Source organism: Piscinibacter sp. PDB1-1 (genome assembly GCF_056675995.1).
Map to the genome: position 1 here is coordinate 731,319 of NZ_JBWVZJ010000002.1, position 19,123 is coordinate 750,441.

The 19,123-nt window shown below is 69.2% G+C and carries 18 protein-coding genes; 11 read left to right on the top strand and 7 right to left on the bottom strand.

From position 1 onward, the window contains the following. The first annotated feature begins 580 nt into the window (after positions 1 to 580). From AC1KAR_RS15075 to AC1KAR_RS15095, 5 genes are all read left to right on the top strand, one after another. Positions 581 to 1,810 (top strand): multifunctional CCA addition/repair protein, encoded by a 1,230-nt coding sequence (locus AC1KAR_RS15075; protein WP_480319086.1) that lies wholly within the window; start codon positions 581 to 583, stop codon positions 1,808 to 1,810. A gap of 81 nt (positions 1,811 to 1,891) precedes the next feature. Further along, on the top strand, positions 1,892 to 2,941 hold the full coding sequence (locus tag AC1KAR_RS15080) for an SAM-dependent methyltransferase (protein ID WP_480319088.1): 1,050 nt from the start codon (positions 1,892 to 1,894) through the stop codon (positions 2,939 to 2,941). After that, complete coding sequence (locus tag AC1KAR_RS15085; protein WP_480319090.1) at positions 2,941 to 3,741, top strand: DUF1295 domain-containing protein; 801 nt, start codon at positions 2,941 to 2,943, stop codon at positions 3,739 to 3,741. Before AC1KAR_RS15080 ends, AC1KAR_RS15085 begins: the two co-directional genes overlap by 1 nt. Beyond that, positions 3,738 to 4,313, top strand: a complete 576-nt coding sequence (locus AC1KAR_RS15090) for a DUF6134 family protein (RefSeq protein ID WP_480319092.1) — start codon at positions 3,738 to 3,740, stop codon at positions 4,311 to 4,313. The genes AC1KAR_RS15085 and AC1KAR_RS15090 overlap by 4 nt, the downstream gene beginning before the upstream one ends. Positions 4,314 to 4,335: 22 nt before the next feature. Continuing rightward, positions 4,336 to 4,803, top strand: a complete 468-nt coding sequence (locus tag AC1KAR_RS15095) for a DUF2177 family protein (RefSeq protein ID WP_480319094.1) — start codon at positions 4,336 to 4,338, stop codon at positions 4,801 to 4,803. Here the strand turns inward: AC1KAR_RS15095 and AC1KAR_RS15100 are convergent. Beyond that, the gene (locus AC1KAR_RS15100; protein WP_480319096.1) at positions 4,766 to 5,455 is read right to left on the bottom strand and encodes a ChrR family anti-sigma-E factor; all 690 of its coding nucleotides are present in this window, start codon (positions 5,453 to 5,455) and stop codon (positions 4,766 to 4,768) included. The genes AC1KAR_RS15095 and AC1KAR_RS15100 overlap by 38 nt on opposite strands. Positions 5,456 to 5,470: 15 nt before the next feature. Next, entirely contained in the window at positions 5,471 to 6,058 is a 588-nt protein-coding gene (locus AC1KAR_RS15105; RefSeq protein WP_480319098.1) for a sigma-70 family RNA polymerase sigma factor, read from the bottom strand. 238 nt (positions 6,059 to 6,296) lie between these two features. Here AC1KAR_RS15105 and AC1KAR_RS15110 point away from each other — a divergent pair, with 238 nt between their 5' ends. The 3 genes from AC1KAR_RS15110 to AC1KAR_RS15120 are packed head-to-tail and all read left to right on the top strand — an operon-like array spanning position 6,297 to position 9,747. Next, complete coding sequence (locus AC1KAR_RS15110) at positions 6,297 to 7,679, top strand: NAD(P)/FAD-dependent oxidoreductase (RefSeq protein WP_480319099.1); 1,383 nt, start codon at positions 6,297 to 6,299, stop codon at positions 7,677 to 7,679. Continuing rightward, on the top strand, positions 7,676 to 8,527 hold the full coding sequence (locus AC1KAR_RS15115; RefSeq protein ID WP_480319100.1) for a DUF1365 domain-containing protein: 852 nt from the start codon (positions 7,676 to 7,678) through the stop codon (positions 8,525 to 8,527). Before AC1KAR_RS15110 ends, AC1KAR_RS15115 begins: the two co-directional genes overlap by 4 nt. Further along, the gene (locus AC1KAR_RS15120) at positions 8,524 to 9,747 is read left to right on the top strand and encodes a class I SAM-dependent methyltransferase (protein WP_480319102.1); all 1,224 of its coding nucleotides are present in this window, start codon (positions 8,524 to 8,526) and stop codon (positions 9,745 to 9,747) included. Before AC1KAR_RS15115 ends, AC1KAR_RS15120 begins: the two co-directional genes overlap by 4 nt. On the opposite strand, the gene AC1KAR_RS15125 is transcribed toward AC1KAR_RS15120, so the two are convergent. After that, positions 9,744 to 11,741, bottom strand: a complete 1,998-nt coding sequence (locus tag AC1KAR_RS15125) for a transcriptional regulator (protein ID WP_480319104.1) — start codon at positions 11,739 to 11,741, stop codon at positions 9,744 to 9,746. The two genes, AC1KAR_RS15120 and AC1KAR_RS15125, sit on opposite strands and share 4 nt — an antisense overlap. A 135-nt stretch (positions 11,742 to 11,876) precedes the next feature. On the opposite strand from AC1KAR_RS15125, the gene AC1KAR_RS15130 reads away from it, so the two are divergent. Together AC1KAR_RS15130 and AC1KAR_RS15135 are read left to right on the top strand one after the other, a co-directional pair. After that, positions 11,877 to 12,743, top strand: a complete 867-nt coding sequence (locus tag AC1KAR_RS15130) for a class I SAM-dependent methyltransferase (protein ID WP_480319105.1) — start codon at positions 11,877 to 11,879, stop codon at positions 12,741 to 12,743. Between the two features lie 25 nt (positions 12,744 to 12,768). Next, positions 12,769 to 14,388, top strand: a complete 1,620-nt coding sequence (locus AC1KAR_RS15135) for a DUF3455 domain-containing protein (protein WP_480319107.1) — start codon at positions 12,769 to 12,771, stop codon at positions 14,386 to 14,388. A gap of 6 nt (positions 14,389 to 14,394) precedes the next feature. On the opposite strand, the gene AC1KAR_RS15140 is transcribed toward AC1KAR_RS15135, so the two are convergent. Beyond that, entirely contained in the window at positions 14,395 to 15,720 is a 1,326-nt protein-coding gene (locus tag AC1KAR_RS15140) for an SGNH/GDSL hydrolase family protein (RefSeq protein ID WP_480319109.1), read from the bottom strand. A gap of 255 nt (positions 15,721 to 15,975) precedes the next feature. Here AC1KAR_RS15140 and AC1KAR_RS15145 point away from each other — a divergent pair, with 255 nt between their 5' ends. After that, the gene (locus AC1KAR_RS15145; RefSeq protein ID WP_480319111.1) at positions 15,976 to 16,707 is read left to right on the top strand and encodes a helix-turn-helix domain-containing protein; all 732 of its coding nucleotides are present in this window, start codon (positions 15,976 to 15,978) and stop codon (positions 16,705 to 16,707) included. Positions 16,708 to 16,735: 28 nt separating this feature from the next. Here the strand turns inward: AC1KAR_RS15145 and AC1KAR_RS15150 are convergent, their stop codons facing one another. From AC1KAR_RS15150 to AC1KAR_RS15160, 3 genes are all read right to left on the bottom strand, one after another. Continuing rightward, on the bottom strand, positions 16,736 to 17,635 hold the full coding sequence (locus AC1KAR_RS15150; RefSeq protein WP_480319113.1) for a peptidylprolyl isomerase: 900 nt from the start codon (positions 17,633 to 17,635) through the stop codon (positions 16,736 to 16,738). Between the two features lie 151 nt (positions 17,636 to 17,786). Beyond that, positions 17,787 to 18,806 (bottom strand): hypothetical protein, encoded by a 1,020-nt coding sequence (locus AC1KAR_RS15155; protein ID WP_480319115.1) that lies wholly within the window; start codon positions 18,804 to 18,806, stop codon positions 17,787 to 17,789. A gap of 114 nt (positions 18,807 to 18,920) precedes the next feature. Continuing rightward, positions 18,921 to 19,118 (bottom strand): DUF2905 domain-containing protein, encoded by a 198-nt coding sequence (locus AC1KAR_RS15160; RefSeq protein ID WP_480319117.1) that lies wholly within the window; start codon positions 19,116 to 19,118, stop codon positions 18,921 to 18,923. Between the last annotated feature and the right edge of the window lie 5 nt (positions 19,119 to 19,123).

The following is a 19,123-nucleotide window of genomic DNA, read 5'->3' on the forward strand; positions in this document are numbered from 1 at the left end:
CGGTCTTGGTGGGCGGGGCAGAAACTCGCTCCGTCGCCTGCGGCGACTGCGCTCAGACATCTGCCCCAAGTCAGTTGTGGATGCGCGCTGCGCGCGCGCCCACCAAGCCCTGCGCTGCTCAGCTCGTCCGAAGGGCCATCCGGCTCGGCGCATCGCTTCGCTCGCGTCTCACCAAGCCGATGCGTAGCGAGGCGAGTGGCGAAGAAATCGCAGCAGGTGTTCGGCGGCTCGCTCGGGCATGGCAAAGACAAGTCGCGTCTTGCCGCCACGAAGTTCGGCCAAATGAAGGGCCCTTTGCTTTGGTTACTTTCATTTGGGCCAGCAAATGAAAGTGACCCGCCCGCCGGGGCGGACTCCCGGCGCACCCGCGCGAAGTAGGAAGAACATGCCACGCGAAGCGCCACAAATGGAGCGGGCCTTCGATACCTCAGGCTGAGCGGCCTGTGATGCGCGACCGCCCCTTGCAGTTGGGCATGCGCGTTGGCGTTGGCGTTGGCGTTGGCGTTGGCGTTGGCGTTTGCGCCACCATAGGCGAGCGCAGACATCCCCCAGACAAGAACAGCCCCCTAAACTCCCTCCCATGAAACTCTGGATGGTCGGCGGCGCAGTCCGCGACGCCCTGCTCGGCCTGCCCGTCAATGACCACGACTGGGTCGCCGTCGGTGCCACGCCGCAGCAGATGGTCGATGCCGGCTACACCCCCGTCGGCAAGGACTTCCCCGTCTTCCTGCACCCGCAGACGAAGGAAGAAGTCGCCCTGGCCCGCACCGAGCGGAAGACCGGGCCCGGCTACAAGGGCTTCACCATCCATGCCGACCCGGCCGTCACGCTCGAAGAAGACCTGCTGCGGCGCGACCTCACCATCAACGCCATCGCGCAAGCCGATGACGGCACGCTTGTCGACCCTTACGGCGGCCAGCGGGATCTGCAGGCGCGCTTGCTGCGGCATGTGTCGCCGGCGTTCGCCGAAGACCCGGTGCGCATCCTGCGCGTGGCGCGCTTCGCGGCGCGCTTCGCCGACTTCCATGTCGCGCCCGAAACCAATGCGTTGATGCAGCAGATGGTGGACGACGGCGAGGTCGACGCCCTGGTCCCCGAGCGCGTGTGGCAGGAACTCTCGCGGGGCCTGATGGAGGAAACGCCCTCGCGCATGTTCGAGGTGCTGCGCGCCTGCGGCGCACTCGCTCGGCTGCTGCCCGAGGTCGATCGCCTGTGGGGCGTGCCGCAGCCGCCTGCGCACCACCCCGAGGTTGACACGGGCGTGCACCTGATGCTGGTGCTCGACATGGCCGCACACCTGCAAACCCCGCTCACCGTTCGCTACGCCTGCCTCGGCCACGACCTGGGCAAGGGCACCACGCGCGCGGACGAACTGCCGCGCCACATCGCGCACGAGGCACGCAGCGTGAAGCTGGTCCGGGCGGTGAGCGAGCGCTTGAAGGTGCCCACCGACTGCCGTGAACTGGCCGAGGTCGTGGCGCGCGAGCACGGCAATGTCCACCGCAGCGAGACGCTCGATGCGGCTGCGGTGATGCGCCTGTTCGAGCGCTGCGATGCCTGGCGCCGACCGCAGCGCTTTGCCGAGATGCTGCTCGCCTGCGAATGCGATGCGCGCGGGCGCACCGGCTTCAAGCAACGCGCGTACCCACAACGCCCGCGCCTGCAGGCGGCGCTTGACGCGGCCCTTGCCGTGGACAGCGCCGCAGTGTCGGCCGCGGCCCTGGCCCAGGGTTGGAAGGGCACAGCCATCGGCGACGCAATCCGGCAGGCGCGACAGGCCGCCATTGCGCAGAGCCTCGCGACGGGCTGAGCGGCAATACGCGGTGCGAGCCGTGATCCATTCGGGGCCGGTTTGCGTAGAAGGAGCATCCAGGCTCCCGGATCGCGCGCCATGCCAGACCTCGCCCCCTCCCCCACCCTCGCGCTGGCTGAGCGCGGCCTGTTGCCCGACGCCGCACTGCGCCTGGGCATCCGCCACTTGCTGCGCCAGCGCTTGAGAGAGACGCAGCATGGCGACAGTGAATCGGCCGCGCTGCTCACACAGGCCTTCATGGCGCGGCTGCGTGAGGCGCCGCTGGCGCTGCTGGCGCACAAGGCCAACGAGCAGCACTACGAACTGCCGCCCGAGCTGTTCGAAGACATGCTCGGGCCGCACCGCAAGTACAGCTGCTGCTGGTGGCCTGAGGGCGTGAACACGCTGGAGGCCGCCGAAGAGGCCGCGCTCGCCGAGACCTGCAGGCGCGCAGGCCTGGCCGACGGACAGGAGATCCTCGAACTCGGCTGCGGCTGGGGCTCGCTCAGCCTGTGGATGGCAGCGCGCTACCCGCGCTCGCGCATCCTGGCTGTCTCCAACTCGGCTTCGCAGCGATCGCACATCGAACACCAGGCAGCCGCGCGCGGCTTGCGCAATCTCGAAGTCCTGACGTGCGACTTCAACGCCTTCGACACCGAACGCCGCTTCGACCGCGTCGTGTCGGTCGAGATGTTCGAGCACCTGCGCAACTGGCCGCACGCCTTCGACCAGGTGGCGCGCTGGCTGCGCGACGACGGCCGCTTCTTCATGCATGTGTTCGCGCACCGCGGGGCGCCGTATACCTTCGAGGTGCGCGACGCGAGCGACTGGATGAGCCAGCATTTCTTCTCCGGCGGGATGATGCCCAGCGACGACCTCGCCCTGCTGTGCCAGGACGCCCTCGCGCTGCAGCAGCGCTGGCGCTGGGACGGCCGCCACTACGCGCGCACCGCCGCGGCCTGGCTGCAGCGCTTCGATGCGCGGCGCACGCAGCTGATGCCGCTCTTCGAGTCGGTCTACGGTGCCGCGCACGCGCCGATGTGGTGGCAGCGCTGGCGGCTCTTCCTGCTCTCGGTCGAAGAACTCTTCGGCTACGAGCGCGGCCAGCAGTGGTGGGTCAGCCACTACCTTTTCGCGCCCCGTCGCTGATGGCCCCGATCACGCCGCTCGCCGCCGCCGGCCTCGGCCTGTCGCTTGTCGTGCTGATCGCGCTGCCGAGCTGGGTGGTGAGCGTGGCGCGCAGCGATGCGAGCCTGGCCGACCGCGTGTGGCCGGTCTTCATCGCCGCGCCAGCCGCACTGTATGTCGCGGTGCTGGGCGGTGGCCCGCGTGCCATGGTGATGCTCACCATCACGCTCGCGTGGGCAGTGCGCCTGGGGGTCTACATCACCTGGCGCAATTGGGGCCACGGCGAAGACCGCCGCTACCGCGCGATGCGCGAGCGCAACCAGCCGAACTTCGCGCTCAAGAGCCTGTGGCTCGTGTTTCTGCTGCAAGCCACGCTGGGATGGATCGTCGGCTGGCCGGTGCTCGCCGCCACCGGTTCGGCCGCCCCGTGGTCGCACTGGGACAGCCTGGGCGCCGGCCTCGCCGTCGCCGGGTTATTGACCGAGGCGGTGGCCGACGCCCAGCTCGCGGGCTTTCGCCGCGACCCGGCCCAGCGGGGCCAGGTGATGGACGGCGGACTGTGGGCTTGGTCGCGCCACCCCAACTACTTCGGCGAAACCTGCGTATGGTGGGGCCTCGGCGTGATGGCCTGCAGTGGTGGCGGCTGGGGCAGCGCATGGAGCCTCGTATCACCGCTGATGATGACGGTGCTGCTGTTGCGGGTTTCGGGTGTCAGCCTGCTCGAACAAGACATCTCCGAACGCCGCCCTGCCTACCGCGACTACATCGCACGCACCAGTGCGTTCATCCCCTGGCCGCCACGGCGCGGGGCGCCGTCATGAAGCCGGTGGCGCTGCTGGCGGCGTGCGCGCTTTCGGGTGCCGCTCACGCGCAGAGCTGGGACTTCATCGTGCGCCTCGACGGCAAGCCGATCGGCACCCACCGCTTCGTGGTCAGTGGCCCGGCCACGGCGCGCGTGGTGGAAAGCATGGCGCGCTTCGATGTAAAGCTGCTGGGCATCCCCGTTTACCACTACCGCCACGAAGCCCGCGAGCGCTGGCGCGGTGACTGCCTGATCGAACTGCGCGCCAATACCGACGACAACGGTGAGCCCATCCAGGTGCAACAGCGCCGCGACGACTGCGTGATGGGTTACGCCTACTGGCACCCCGCGCTGCGCCAGCAGACGCAGCTGCTCAACCCACAGACGGGCGTGCTCGATACCGTGCGCATCGATCCGCTGCCCGATGCGCCGCAACCCGGAGCCCACAGCACCGTGGAGCGCGCCACGCGCTGGCGCCTGATCACACCGAAACAGGAGATCACGCTCTGGCTCGACCGCAACGATGGCCGCTGGATTGGCCTCGACGCACTCGTCAGCGGGAGCCGCACCCTCACCTACCGCCTGCCCTGACCGCCAACCGAACCACCACACCATGCAAACGTTTTCGCGCATCCCCACCGCCGCGCCCGCCTGGCGCCTGCCAGCCGCCTGCGGGCTCACCGCCGTCGTCTTCCTGGCCATGGACGCCGTGTGGCTGTCGCTCACCCACGCCCGGGTCTACCAGCCTGCGATCGGCCACCTGATGTCGGGCGAGATCGACTGGATCGCCGCCGCCCTCTTCTACGCGCTTTACATCGGCGGGCTGGTGTACTTCGCGGTCCAGCCGGCGCTGCAGGCACGGTGGCCGCTACTCGCGCTGGGGCGCGGCACCGCGCTCGGCTTGCTGTGCTACGCCACCTACGATCTCACCAACCAGGCCACGTTGCGCGGCTGGCCCTGGCACGTGACGCTGATCGACCTGGCCTGGGGCAGCACGGTGAGCGGCACGGCCTCGTGGGCCGCCGCGGCGCTCACGCTGGCAGCTACATCCCGACGAGCGAGCCCATCCAACGCGCGATGAGCCCGTCGAAGCGCAGATTGCCTTCGACCGCCGCCAGGCAGATGCACTCGCTGCCGTCCTGCACCACCGGCTGGTGATGCACCTCGGTGTCGGCCATGTCGAAATCGCCGGGCCCGAACAACGCACGCCCATCGTGGAAGCGCCCGTAGATCACCTGCGTGAGCTCGGTGCCGCTGTGCGTGTGCTGGGGCAGGTACTTGCCGGCACCGATGCGCAGCAGAAAGATGTTGGCCTCGGGCGCGCCGGGCACGCTGACGCGGCTCCAGCGCATGCCGGGGGCAATCCAGCGCCAGCGCGTGGCGCTGCAATCGGCGAGCGCACGCGGCCACACGGCACCCGCCGGCAGCGGCGGCGGTGCCGCCACCTTGCGGCGGGCCGCAGCCACGGGCGCGGCCTCGATCCGATCGATGCGGCCGAGCGCACGCGCGAGGGCGTCGTCACGCAGCGGCGCAGCAGCCTGCTCGTCGAGCAGCACGCCACCGAGCGCGTCGAGAACGCCCACGCGGGCGCGGCAGGCCGGGCACAGCTCCAGGTGAGTCTGCACCACCAGCCGCATGCCGACGGGCAGGTTGCCGGCGGCGAGCGACAGCAGCAGCTCGTCGGCCGGGTGGTGGCGGATCGCCAGGTTGTCCAGGGTGGTATCGGTATTCACGTCAGCAGACCATCGTCAAAGCTCGAGCAGCGCGCGCAACTGCGCCACCGCGCGGCGCATGCGCGATTTGACCGTGCCCAGCGGGATGCCGAGCTCGGCCGCGATGCGTGCATGCGGTTCATCGTCGTAGTAGGAAAGGCGCAGCACCTGCGCCTGCTCGTCGGGCAGCCGCAGCATGGCCTCGCGCACGCGCTGCGCGAGGCGCGCCGCATCGAGCTGCTCGCCTTGCCCGGGTTGATCGGCTTCGAGTGCATCGAATTCGAACCACTCGTCGCCCGCTCCGTCGATCAGGTGGCGGCGGGCCGCGTCCACGCGCAGGTTGCGCGCGATGGTGAAGATCCAGGTCGACGCGTTGGCCACCGCCGGGTTGTAGAGCGCCGCCTTGCGCCACACGGTCACCAGCGCCTCCTGGGCGAGCTCTTCGGCGCGTTCGTCGAGGCTGCCTGTGCGGATGAGATAGCTCTTCACGCGCGGCGCAAAGTGCGCGAACAGCCGGCCGAAGGCTTCGCGGTCCTGCCGCTCGGCCACGCAGCACAGCGCGGCCGCCCAGTCGTCGGCAGGCGGCGTGGCAATGCGGTCGGGGTCGAAGGGGACGATGCTCAAGCGGCGGGCTCCGTGCGCGGCGGGCGGGAAAGCCGGCCTGACAGGCATGGCCGGCACCCCATCGCCCCGGCCGCGCGCCGGGGCGCCTGGCGAATCGTCGCGTTTCGGGGTGCCCATGCCCCTTGTACGCACCCAAAGGCGATTTGGATCTCCGCATGATCGCTCAGGTGTGATCCAAGCGGCCGTGGAGTGCGTACAAGTTCGCAAGACCGGCACAGCCGCAACCCTGGAGCGCCCGATGACCGTACCCACTGCCCGCGAGACCTTGCCGCCCCCGCCCATCGGCGCCGACTCGCCGCCGCTGCGCATTGCCGTCGTCGGCAGCGGCATCTCCGGCCTCGCCTGCGCGTGGCTGCTGTCGCGCGCCCATGCGGTCGACCTGTACGAGGCCGACGCCCGCCTCGGCGGGCACAGTCACACCGTCGATGCGCCCGATGGCAAGGCTACGCACCCGGTGGACACCGGTTTCATCGTCTACAACGCGCCGGCCTACCCCAACCTGAGCGCCCTCTTCGATCATCTGCAGGTGCCCACGCGCGCCTCCGACATGTCCTTCGCGGTGAGCCTGGACGGCGGCGCGCTCGAGTACGCCGGCACCGACCTCAACGGCCTCTTCGCCCAACGCAGCAACCTGCTGCGCCCGCGCTTCTGGGCCATGCTGCGCGAGCTGCTGCGCTTTTACCGCGAGGCGCCGCGCGAGGCCGCGGCCTGGGCCGACCAGCCGCTCGATGCCTACCTCGATTCCCGCGGATACGGCCGCGCCTTCCGCGACGACCACCTGTACCCGATGGGCGCGGCCATCTGGTCGGCCAGCGCAGCGCAGATCGGCGCCTACCCGACCGGCGCGTTCGTGCGCTTCTGCGAGAACCATGGCCTGCTGCAGGTGAGCGACCGCCCGGTGTGGCGCACGGTCGAAGGTGGCAGCCGCGAGTACGTACAGCGCCTGGTGCAAGGCTTCAGCGGAAACATCTATCGCGACGAACCCGTGATTGCGCTCGACCGCGGCCCGAACGGCGTTCGGCTGCGCACCCGGCGCGGCGCCTGGACGCCCGCGTACGACCACGTCGTGCTCGCCACGCACGCCGACCAGGCCCTGCAACTGCTGGCGGTACCCACGCCGACCGAGCAGCGCGTGCTCGGTGCCTTCGGCTACACCCGCAACCTGGCCGTGCTGCACCGCGACCCCGCCCTGATGCCCCGGCTCCGCGCGGTGTGGTCGAGCTGGAACTACCTCGCCGACCGGCGCGCCACCGATCAACCGCCCACGGTGACCTACTGGATGAACCGCCTGCAGCCGCACCTGCCGCAAGGCCGTGGCGGGGCGCCGCTCTTCGTCACGCTGAACCCGGCCACGCCACCGCGCCCGGAGCACCTCATCCGCACCGAGGTCTACGAGCACCCGCGCTTCGACACCCGCGCGATGGCCGCGCAGCGCGAGCTGTGGTCGCTGCAGGGCCAACAGCGCACCTGGTTCTGCGGCGCCTACTTCGGCTCCGGCTTCCATGAAGACGGCCTGCAAGCCGGCCTGGCCGTGGCTGAGGCCCTGGGCGGCACGCGGCGCCCCTGGACAGTGGCCGGCGAGTCTGCCCGCATTCACCTGGCGCAGGCGGTGGCCGCATGAGCTCGGCGCTCTACGTGGGCGAGGTGATGCACCAGCGGCTGAAGCCACTGCGCCACCGCCTCGCGTACCGTGTGTATTCGATGCTGATCGACATCGACGAGCTGCCAGCACTCGCGACGCGGCTGCGGTGGTTCTCGGTCGGCCGCTTCAACCTCTTCAGCTTCCACCCGGGGGACCACGCCGACAGCGGCGCACGCGACGCGGCCGGCCTGCGCGTATGCATCGATGCCCGCCTGCGTGCGGCTGGCCTGCCCACCGGCGGCGCGATCCGGCTACTGGCAATGCCGCGCCTGCTCGGCTATGCATTCAACCCGCTCAGCGTGTGGTTCTGCCACGCGCCTGACGAAGGCGCGCTGCAGGCCATCGTCTACGAAGTCAACAACACCTTCGGCGATCGCCACAGCTACCTGCTCGAAGTCGATGAGCGCGATCGCGCCGCCGGCTTGCTCACGCAACGTTGCGACAAGCAGATGCACGTCTCGCCCTTTCTCGGCATGGATCTGCACTACCGCTTCCGCATCGATCCGCCGGGCGATCGGATGTCGATTGGCGTGAGCGTGCACGAAGGCGCGAGCCAGTCGGATGGTGCCGCGCTGCTCAACGCGCGGCTCGACGCGCAGCGCGTTCCGCTCAGCGATGCCGCGCTGTTGCGCGTGTTCTTCACCCACCCACTGCTCACGCTCAAGGTCATCGGCGGCATCCACTGGGAAGCGCTGCGCCTGTGGCTGAAGGGCGCGCGGCTGCACGATCGACCGGCGGCCCCAACCGAATATCTCACCGTCGTCCGCCCGGGCGATTCCACGCGCGCGCCCGCAACCGAGCGCAAACACCTGAGCACAACGACATGAACAGCTCCGCGCCCACCACGACCAAGCTGCCCGCCGCGGGCCCGCGCACGCTCGGCCGCCAGGCACTCTTGCGCCGCCTGCTGGCAGGCATCGAGCACGGCTCGCTCACGCTGACGCTGCCCGGGGGCGCGCGCCTGAGCGCGAGCGGCGCGCAGCCCGGCCCGCGCGCCGAACTGCATCTGCACCGCTGGCGGCCCCTGTGGCGCCTGCTCACGCAAGGCGACCTGGGCTTCGCGTACTCGTTCCGCGATGGCGACTGGAGCACGCCCGACCTGGGCGCGCTGTTCGCTTTCGCCCTGACCAACGAAGCCGTGCTGGGCAGCGCGATCGAAGCACGCGGCCCTGCTCGCTGGCTGGCCAGGCTGCTGCATCGCCTGAATGCCAACTCGCGCCGAGGCAGCCGCGACAACATCGCCTACCACTACGACCTGGGCAATGCCTTCTACGCGCGGTGGCTCGACGGCAGCATGCTGTATTCGAGCGCGCTGTACCAACCCGATGGCGGCACGCTCGCGGCCGCGCAAGCCCACCGCCTCGCGCGCATCGCCGAGCTGCTTGACGTGCAGCCCGGCCAGCGCGTGCTCGAGATCGGCTGCGGCTGGGGCACGCTCGCCGCCACGCTCGCGAAAGCCAACGGCGCCGAGGTCGTGGGCGTGACGCTCTCCCGCGAGCAGCTCGCCTACGCCCGCGAACAGGCCGTGCAATGGGGCGTGCAGCAGCAGCTCGACCTGCGCCTGCAGGATTACCGCGACGTCGACGGCCAGTACGACCGCATCGTCTCGATCGAGATGATCGAGGCCGTGGGCGAGGCCTACTGGCCGGTCTACTTCAAGACCCTGCGCGATCGGCTGCGCCCCGGCGGCGTGGCCGTGCTGCAGGCCATCACGATCGACGAGCAGCACTTCGACCACTACCGCACCAACCCCGACTTCATCCAGCGCTGCATCTTCCCCGGCGGCATGCTGCCCACGCCCGAGCGCATGGCCGACGAGGCGCAGCGCGCCGGGCTCAGGCTGACGACCGAAGTGCGCTTCGGACGCGACTACGCTCGCACCCTGGCCGAATGGCGCCACCGCTTCCTCGCCGAGTGGCCGGCCATCGAGGCCATGGGTTTCGATGCGCCCTTCAAGCGCCTGTGGGAGTACTACCTGAGCTACTGCGAAGCCGGCTTCCTGGCCGGGCGGATCGACGTGGGGCTGTACCGCGTGACGCACGCCTAGGCGGGAACCGCGCGCGCCGCCCGCCGGATCAGCGCCTCGCCATCCGGCCCGTAGCGGAAGGCGGCGAGGAAATCGTCGACACCGTAGCCCGGCTGCGCGCGTTGCACGGCTGCGACGAACTGGCGGGCCTCGTCGTGCCGGCCCGCCAGCACAAGGCACCAGAGTGCGATCGCGAGGATGTGCACGTGGGCGTTGGGCCGTGCCGCCGCCTTGAGCGCCCAGTCGGCCGCCTCATCGTGGCGGCCCAGGCGCATCAGGCCCATGGCTCGCGCGCCCATCATCGCGAACAGCATGGGGTCGAAGGGGCTGAGCGCGCGCGAGTGGTCCGATTCGCTGATGGCCGCCATCGGGTCACCCGACTGCGCCTGCACGAAGGCGAGCGTGTAGTGGCCGTGCGCAAAGTTCGGGCTCAGGTCGACGCTGGTGCCGAGCTCGGCCAGTGAGTCGTCGAGCCGGCCGCGCAGCCAGTGCGCACGCCCCAGCGCCCAGCGTGCTGCCGGGTCGAGATCGTCGGCCATCAGACCCTGCGACGCGGTTCTGTAAGCCGCCTCGACGGCCTCGCCGCGTTCGGCCCAACCGAGGAAGGCGTCCTGGAAGTGCGTGAACGACAGGCCGGCGTGCGGGCGCGCGAAACCTGGGTCGAGCTGCACCGCGGTGGCAAAAAAGTGGCGCGCCTGTTCGTTGTCTTCGCGGTTGAACCGCATCATGTGCCACAGGCCGCGGTGGTGAGCCTCCCAGGCGGTGAGCGAGTTGGGCGCCTTGAGGATGGCGCGGTTGCGCTCGGCCACCTCGATCTGGCTGGCCACGGCGGCCACGATGCGGTTGCCGATCTCGTCGAGCCAGCCGAAGGTGTCGTCGGCCTTGCCTGTGAACACCTCGGCCCACAGCACGCGGGCACTGCGCGTCTCGGTGAGCTGCACCGTGACGCTGACCTGCCCGCCGGCCCCGTGGCGCAGCGAGCCGCCAGCCACGTAGTCGACGTTGAGGCGCCGGGCGGCGTCTTCGGGGCCGACGTGGCGCTCGTCGAGCGCGAACACGCTGCCCTGCGCGATCACGAAGAGGCTGCGCAGCTTGGCCAGGCGCGTGATGATGTCGTGCGCCAGGCCATCGCCCAGGCCACCACGCGCCGCCACACCGCGCGACAGGTCGGTGAAGGGCATGACGGCCAGCGAGGCGCGTTGGCGGGGAGCGTCGGGCGCCTGCGGTTCGGTCAACACCGGGGCAGGCACGGCCGGCGCACCGGACACGGCCATCGACGGCGCCGCATGCCGCTGCTTGGCCGCGCGCCAGGCCAGGCCCACGGGCGCCCAATCCTGTCCCTCGGCCTCGTACTGGCGCGCGGTTGCGCTCAAGTGCTCGTCGCCCTCGCGCAGGCGGCCCGCCTGCGCCAGCACGTCGAACAGCGCCTGGTGGGCGCTGAGGTCGAAAGGCGCGAGGCGCATCCAGGCATCGAGCGCGTCCATCGCTTCTTCGCTGCCGCGTGGGAGCCCGAGGGCGAGATGTTCCAGCACCGCCACCTGCGCCGCACGATAACGCCGCCGTTGAGCGGTCAGCCAGGCGCTGTACGACGCACTGCGCGGGATCTCCAGGCCTTGCAGGAAGTCACCGCGAAACCGCGCGGCGAGGGCACGGCAGGCGTCGATGCCCAGCGTGGCGAGACCTTGTTGCAGGCTGCGCTCGAGCACGAGCGCGTCGACCTCGGCGCCTGCCAGCTCGAGGCGCACGCCCTCGCCGCTGGCCAGCACGCGTGGCGGACCGGCGTCGTCGAGCACGCCGCGCAGCTTGCTCAGGCACCAGCGCAGCTCGCCACGCGGGTCGTTGGGCAGGTCCCACAGCAGCTCGCACAAGTGGCTGCGCGACAGCTCGCGCGTGGCAAGCGCCAGGTAGGCCAATAGCGCACGCACCTTGCGCGAAGGCGGCAATGGGAGCGCCAGGCCAGCGCGCTCGACCTCCAGCGGGCCGAGCAGCCGCAGCTGCAAAGGGGCGATTTCCACGCGAGATTCCACGCCGACTACCACGCTGGCTTCAACGCCGGGCTTCGACAGTTTCGGTCGGCGCTCACGCCAACAGCAATGCGGTTCGCGACCCGCGCCGTCGACAACCATTGAAACAAAGAAAGCCCCATCACCATGAACGCATTCTCTACCGCCCTGGTCAATCCGGCAGCCACCGCAGCCGCGGCTGCCCCTGATTTCAACGCCATCAAGACACGCCAGAAGGCCGCCTGGTCGTCGGGCGACTACGCCGTCGTCGGCACTACGCTGCAACTGGTCGGCGAATCGCTGTGCGAGGCGCTCGACCTGCGCGGCGGACAGCACGTGCTCGATGTGGCCGCCGGCAATGGCAACGTCACGCTGGCTGCCGCACGACGCTGGTGCGAAGTGACCTCCACCGACTACGTGCCCGCCTTGCTGGAGCGCGGTCGCGCCCGTGCGGCCGCCGATGGCCTGCTTGAACTGATCGACTTCCAGGAGGCCGACGTCGAGGCGCTGCCCTTCGACGACGGCAGCTTCGACGCCGTGGTCTCCACGTTCGGCAACATGTTCGCTCCCAACCCTGCGCGCACCGCCAGCGAGATGCTGCGCGTGTGCAAGCCCGGCGGCAAGATCGGCATGGCCAACTGGACGCCCGATGGCTTCATCGGCCAGCTCTTCAAGACCATCGGCAAGCATGTGCCGCCGCCGGCCGGCGTGCAGTCGCCCGCTCTGTGGGGCGCTCGCACCCGCATCGCCGAGCTGTTCGAGACGCAGGCCTCGGGCATCCATGCCGAGCCGCGCCACTTCGTGATGCGCTACCGCTCGCCGGCGCACTGGCTGGAGGTCTTCCGTACCTATTACGGCCCGGTGCTGAAGGCGTTCGCCGCGCTCGACACCGCCGACAAGCAAGCCGCCCTGACCGACGACCTGATGGAGCTGCTCGCACGCTTCAACCGCGCCGACGACGGCACGCTCGTCGCGCCCAGCGAGTACCTGCAGATCGTGATCACCCGCAAGTGACGCCCACCCTCACAACGACAAACCCATGAAACCCATGCACACCTACAACAAGGCCGCGTTGGCGGCCACCCTCCTGCTCGCGACGGCGGCGAGCGCCCACGCCGACGTGGTGACCGAGTGGAACATCAAGGCCGGTGAACTGATCGTCGAGGCCAAGCTCGGCACGCCGCCTGCCAACCGGGCGATCGCCATCGTGCAGACCGCGGTCTACGACGCCGTCACGGCCGCCAGCATGCGTCAGCCGGGCGACGCCACGAGCGTCGATGCCGCGGTGGCGGCGGCCAACCGCGCGACCCTGCTCAAGCTGATGCCCACACAGGAGCCGGCCATCACCGCGGCCTACCAGGCGGCACTCGCCAAGCTGCCCGACGGTCCGTCCCGATCGGCCGGCATCGCGGCCGGAGAACAGGCCGCCACCGCTGTGCTCGCGAACCGTGCCGACGACGGCGCGGCTTCGCCCGAGCGCTACCGCCCGCTGACCACCGCAGGTACCTACGTGCCCACCGCGGGTGTGGCCGCCCCGCAGTGGCCGCAGCGCAAGCCGTGGACGATGGCCAGCGCGTCGCAGTTCCGCCCGGGCCCGCCGCCCTCGATGAAGAGCGCGCAGTGGGTGAGCGACTACGAGGAGGTCAAGACACTGGGGGCCAAGGCCAGCACCCAGCGCAGCCCCGAGCAGACCGGGATCGCCCGCTTCTGGGATTTCTCACTGCCGCCGATCTATCACGCGGTGTTGCGCTCCGTGGCCAGCCAGCCCCACCGCAGCGTCGCGCAGAACGCGCGCCTCTTTGCCACCGCCTCGCAGGCCATGGACGACGGCCTGATCGCCGGCATAGACGCCAAGTACCACTACAACTTCTGGCGCCCCGTCACCGCGATCCGCAACGGCGACATCGACGGCAACGACGCCACCGCGATGGAAGCGGGCTGGGCCTCGCTGATCGATGCCCCGATGCACCCGGAGTACCCGAGCACGCACTCGATCCTGGCCGGTGTGCTGGCGTCGGTGCTGCAGGCCGAAGGCAAGCTGCCCGTCTTCAGCACCAGCAGCCCCACGGCGCAGGGTGCCACCCGCAAGTGGACGAGCGCCGACGAGTTCGCCCGCGAGGTGAGCCAGTCACGCATCTGGGCGGGTATCCACTACCGCTTCTCGACCGACACCGGCCTGGCGATGGGCCGCCAGATCGGCGCCCAGGCAATCGCACAGTTCGCCCTGGCGCCCAGCGGCGATGCGGTGCTGATCGAGCGTGTGGCCGCACGCGGCGTGCAGATCTACGAATGCCGCGCCGATGCCTCGGCCTCAACGGGTGCGAAGTGGGTGTTCGTCGCGCCCCAGGCTGATCTATTCGATGGTCAGGGCAAGCCGCTCGGCACGCACTACGCCGGCCCGCACTGGGAAGCCAGTGACGGCAGCAAGATCATCGGAAAGGTCGAATCGCGTGCCGAGGCACCGCAGGCGGGCCACATCCCATGGCTGCTGCTCTCAACCCGATCGGTAGGTGGGGCAGGCCGCTATGCCGGCGTGACCCGCGTGCAACGCATCAACACCGTGGGTGGCGTGACGCCGGCGAAGCACTGCGATACCCGCTCGGTAGGCGCCGTGGACAAAGTTCCGTACACGGCGGACTACCTGCTGTATGCCTCTTGAGCCCCGTCAGTTCGTGAGTTTGGACAAGTCCACCGCGGCGGCCATCGCCGCGTAGCCCGCGTCGTTCGGGTGCAGGTGGTCGCCGCTGTCGTAAGCAGCATTCAACGCGAGTGCGTCCGCAGGGGCGCGCATCGCCGCATCAAAATCGACCACCGCGTGCACGTTCGAAGCCTGCGCACGGATCCAGGTATTGAGGGCCTGGCGCTTGGCTTCATTCGCTTCGCTGTAGTAGCTCGCACCTTTGAACGGCAGCACGGTGCCAAGCAGCACCTTCACGCCCTTGGCACGTGCCGCGTCGAGCATTTGCTGGTAGCCGGCAATGATTTGCTCTGCGCTCACCACCTCGTTGGCCGGGATCAGATTGAACGGCGGACCGCTGAAGGCAGCGAAGCCGATGTCGTTGATGCCCACGAGGATGATGGCGTGCGTGATGCCGCTTTGCTGCAGCACGTCACGCTCGAATCGGCCTACTGCGCGCGGCCCGAGCTTGTCGCTCAGCACGCGGTTTCCCGAGATGCCGAGATTGAGCACGCTGACCTTGCCGGCCGTCGTGGCGCTGGCCTGGACCAAGCCTGCGAGCTGGTCCGGGTAGCGTTTGAGGCCGTTGAGCGTCGACGCCGTTCCATCGGTGATCGAGTCGCCGAACGCAGCCACCACCTTCGGAGCTGTCGCGTTGATCACGTCAAGCCCGCTGAGCAGCTGGTAACGCGTCGTCGTGGTGGCGCCGCTCAGGCTGGGGAGCGCGGTGGCGTTGCCAGTGACGGCAAAGGCGTTGCGAAAAGCCGAGCGGTGTACCGTCGTGTAGGGCGTGCTCTGTTGCACGTAGAGGCTGACTGCCAGATCGGCCTGGGCCGTCACGCTCATCGCCACGGGGTCGCTCCAGACCTCGGTGCCCGGGGCCAGCGTGACACCCGCCGAGCCGCCGAAGCGCAATGCCGTGATCGATGCGGCATCGACATCGCTGCCTCCGGTGCTGCGACCGATGCTCGCCGCAGCAATCGCGACAGGCACCGCACCGGTGACGTTCGAGAAACGCACGCGCACCTGGGTGCCATCGACGGCGGGGCGCACGAGTTGGCGCAAAGTCGTATCGACAAGAGACGCCGCTACCGGCTGAGGATAGCCCGGCAGGGGGATCGCTTCGTTGTAGTCCTGCGGCGCGGCAGCCCACGCCGCGCGCCACTGAGGTGCCGCCGGCGCAGGCGGGGCATCGTCGTCACCACCACCGCAGCCGGTCAGGCCGGCCAGCAGCAGCGTCGCAGCGATCAGGCCCGCCAGGCTGCGCCGGCGGATCGTCGAAAGAGGGAATGGTCGGTGGTCTTGAGGGGTCACGGGGCTGTCTCCGGTTTCAGTGTTCGATCGAACCCCATTGGGCCGGGCGAGGGTCGGCCCGTCTTCCGCAAACCGAAGGCGCTTTGTAGATTCCGCTCGTGACTGTGTCGCGCAGTTTGGGCACGAGAGGGGTTGTTGATGCTGGTTTGCTCCGAAACAGTGAGTGCAGATGATTGGCAAGGCCTGCCCTTGCTTCGGCTGCGCGTTCCACCCACCCAGGCGGCTCCGCTGAGCCGGGTCGATCGGCCTCTGCTGATGGTGTTGACCCGCGGCAGCGTGGCGCTCCAGGCCAGGCACGGTTCGCGAGACCGTGCGTGTCGGCAGCGGCTGGGGGCGGCCTCATTGCTGCCGCCGCAGGCCGATGACGAAGGCATCCGTTGGACCAGCGATCGGCCCAGCGAGTTCTTGTGCGTCGAGCTTCCGCAGGCAGCAGACAGCTACGGGGGCAGCAGCATCCCGGCATGGGCGGTGCCGGGCGAACGGGTGACACGGTTCAACGACCCACGTGCCTTGCAGTGGCTGCGCGAACTGGAGTCGCATTGCCTGGCGGGGCAGCCGTTCGGGTCGCTCTACACCGAATCGGTCAGCACGGCACTCGTGGCCTACCTGGGCGCCAGCTTCGGTGCCGACCCGGCATTCCGGGCGACGCGTGTCGATCCGATGACGTCACGAAGCATCGAGCGCGTGCGTCGGCACATCGAAGAGCGCCTGGCCGAGCCCTTGCGCTCGGCCGATCTCGCAGCGCTGGCCGGCTACAGCCAGCAGCATTTCGCGCGCGCCTTCAAGGCGGCGTTCGGCATCTCGCTGCATCAGTACGTGTTGTCGCGGCGGGTCGCCCTCGCGCGCGTGATGCTCGCCAGCGACCAGTTGTCGCTGGCCGAAATCGCCCTGGCCTGCGGGTTCTCCAGCCAGGGGCATTTCGGCTTGGCGTTCAAGGCGAGAGAGGGTGTGGCGCCGGGCGTGTACAGACGCTCATTGAGCGGCTAGCCGCATCGGCGCGCACACCACCACTCTTTTACTTGCCTTCGGACGCAGCCGAAGCAGGCGCTTCAGCGGCAGGCGCCGATGCAGCCGGGGCAGCCGCGATCTCGACCTTGGCCGCTTCCTTGAGCGACTCCAGGTGCTTGCGCATGGTCTGCTGCTGCACTTGCTGCGAGAGCTGGGCCTTGACGGTCTCGAGCGGGGGCGGCTCGACCTTGCGGGTGTCCTCGAGCAGGATGACGTGGTAGCCGAACTGCGACTTCACCGGCTCCTGCGTGTACTTGCCCTTCTCGAGCTTGGACAGCGCGCCGCTGAACTCCGGCACCATGCGCTGCGGCTCGAACCAGCCCAGATCACCGCCCTGGCCCTTCGAGCCCGGGTCCTTGCTCTTCTCCTTGGCCAGCTTGTCGAACGAAGCCGGGTTCTTGTTCAGCTGGGCAATGATGGCCTTGGCATCGGCTTCGTTGGTCACCAGGATGTGGCGGGCCTTGTACTCGACCTCGCCGTTCTGCGCGTTCAGGCGGTCGTACTCGGCCTTCAGGGCCTCGTCGGTGACCGGGTTCTTCTTCATGTAGTCCTCGACGTAGGCGTTTGCCAGCGCCGAGCTGCGCACGATCTCCATCTGCGACAGGAACTCGGGCGACTTGTCCAGGCCTTGCTTGGCGGCTTCTTGCGCGACCACGGTCTGCAGCACGAGGCCGTCGATGATGGCCTTGCGCGCTTCCGGCGGCACGGGCATGCCCGAGGCACCCATGCGCTGCTTGAGCACGCGATCGACCGTGGCTTCGGTGATCACCGTGCCGTTGACCGTGACTGCCGCGGGGCCGGCGTCGGCCTTGGCAGCCGCCTTGTCTTCCTTGTTGGAGTTGCACGCGCTCAGAGTCAGCGCGCAGAGGGAGGCGGCCACGATCAGGCCGGTTTTGACGTTACGCATGAAATGGACCTTGGGTCGTGTTGAGAAAGCGCGCAGTATGTCAGCCCCGAGCGACCCTCTTTTGCTGCACAGCAGCAAGCGACAGGGCTTTACTGCACGCGCGTGCATCAATGCCGCTTCAACCCCACCCGGCGCAACAACGGCCCGACACTCAGTGACACACCGCGCCCGGCGCCAGCACCACCTGCTTGCCGCAGTGCACGACCACGGCCGCACTGCGTGCGCTGTCGGTGATGTGGTCGATCAGCGACTGCAACTCGGCGATCGCCGCGCCGTCGTAGCTGGCCAGGCGGCCCTGGTTGACCTGGCTGCGCGACAGCGTGCCGTACTGCGTGGCGAGCAGGTCGCGGTCGGCCGCCTTCACGCCCTCGGCCACGCTGATGCGCTGGCGCTGCACGGCCGCACGTCGAATGCGCAGCACCTCGCTGTCGCGCGCCACCATCAGCGGCAGCATCTGGCTGGCGTAGGCGTCCCACTGCGCGCGGCAGCCCGCGTCGCACCCGATGTTGTCCCAGGCCATCGCGGGCTTGGGCAGGCCAGCCTTGAGGGGCGTCTTCAAGACCTTGTCGACCTGTGCCTGCGTCTCTTGCCACAGCGCCTGCTGCGCGTTCATGCGCGCGAGCTGGGCCTGGGCATAGCTCTCGCCGGCCTCGGCCGCCGTGCGCACGGCGGGCGGGTCCTGAACCATGGCCTGCGCTTGGTTCTGGTAGCGCTTGTCGTTGTTGAGCGGCTGGTTCATCTTCTGCGACATGGCCATCAGCTCCTGCGGCGACATCTTGCGCATGCGCTCCTGCACCTGCGCCGCGTAGGCCGGGTCGCTCTGCATGCGAGCCATGTCGATGCCCACATCGGCCATGCCCTTGCTCATGTTGTCGACCACGATGGCCGATTGCGCGTAGTGCCGCTCTCCGAGCGCGCGCTGGATCTCGCCGATGTACGCCTGGTGCGCCTGGATGTCGGCTTTCAGCGCAATCAGGCCCGGATGGACCAGCTTGCCGGTCTTGTCGACCCAGCTCGCCGCTTCTTCGGCGCTAGGGGGAAGGTCGGGAATGCGTGCGAACAGGCTGCCAACGGACGCGGGCTCACGCACAGGCAGCGGCGACGCGGCGCGGGTGTCGTTCGCGACACCGAGCAAGGCGGCCAACACGGCCACGAACAAAGGCTTCTTCACGGGGTTCTCCAAGGTTGTCAGCAACGATGGAGGGAGTCTCTTCGGCCAGGCCGGCCCGGGCATCGCCCGAAGGAGCCATGGCCCGCGCCGCGGCGGGCCAGTGCTGGGATCAGATCACAGCAGTTTGGCGATCAGCATCGCCACGAAGCTCAGCAACACGCTGCTGGCCAGCGGGATGAAGATCTCGCGCCCGAACAGCCGAAAGCGGAAGTCGCCCGGCAGCCGGCCGAGGCCGATCTTCTCCAGCCATTTGTGCAAGGCGCTGAAAAGCACCAGCGCGATCAGGATGACGAGCAGCCATCTCAGGCCCATGGGTG

What these genes read in the sequence shown, in the direction of transcription:
- AC1KAR_RS15145 (WP_480319111.1), top strand. Translation starts at nt 15,976, where the DNA reads ATGGTGTTGACCCGCGGCAGCGTGGCGCTCCAGGCCAGGCACGGTTCG.
- AC1KAR_RS15075 (WP_480319086.1), top strand. Translation starts at nt 581, where the DNA reads ATGAAACTCTGGATGGTCGGCGGCGCAGTCCGCGACGCCCTGCTCGGC.
- AC1KAR_RS15080 (WP_480319088.1), top strand. Translation starts at nt 1,892, where the DNA reads ATGCCAGACCTCGCCCCCTCCCCCACCCTCGCGCTGGCTGAGCGCGGC.
- AC1KAR_RS15135 (WP_480319107.1), top strand. Translation starts at nt 12,769, where the DNA reads ATGAAACCCATGCACACCTACAACAAGGCCGCGTTGGCGGCCACCCTC.
- AC1KAR_RS15090 (WP_480319092.1), top strand. Translation starts at nt 3,738, where the DNA reads ATGAAGCCGGTGGCGCTGCTGGCGGCGTGCGCGCTTTCGGGTGCCGCT.
- AC1KAR_RS15160 (WP_480319117.1), bottom strand. Translation starts at nt 19,118, where the DNA reads ATGGGCCTGAGATGGCTGCTCGTCATCCTGATCGCGCTGGTGCTTTTC.
- AC1KAR_RS15085 (WP_480319090.1), top strand. Translation starts at nt 2,941, where the DNA reads ATGGCCCCGATCACGCCGCTCGCCGCCGCCGGCCTCGGCCTGTCGCTT.
- AC1KAR_RS15150 (WP_480319113.1), bottom strand. Translation starts at nt 17,635, where the DNA reads ATGCGTAACGTCAAAACCGGCCTGATCGTGGCCGCCTCCCTCTGCGCG.
- AC1KAR_RS15110 (WP_480319099.1), top strand. Translation starts at nt 6,297, where the DNA reads ATGACCGTACCCACTGCCCGCGAGACCTTGCCGCCCCCGCCCATCGGC.
- AC1KAR_RS15130 (WP_480319105.1), top strand. Translation starts at nt 11,877, where the DNA reads ATGAACGCATTCTCTACCGCCCTGGTCAATCCGGCAGCCACCGCAGCC.
- AC1KAR_RS15095 (WP_480319094.1), top strand. Translation starts at nt 4,336, where the DNA reads ATGCAAACGTTTTCGCGCATCCCCACCGCCGCGCCCGCCTGGCGCCTG.
- AC1KAR_RS15115 (WP_480319100.1), top strand. Translation starts at nt 7,676, where the DNA reads ATGAGCTCGGCGCTCTACGTGGGCGAGGTGATGCACCAGCGGCTGAAG.
- AC1KAR_RS15120 (WP_480319102.1), top strand. Translation starts at nt 8,524, where the DNA reads ATGAACAGCTCCGCGCCCACCACGACCAAGCTGCCCGCCGCGGGCCCG.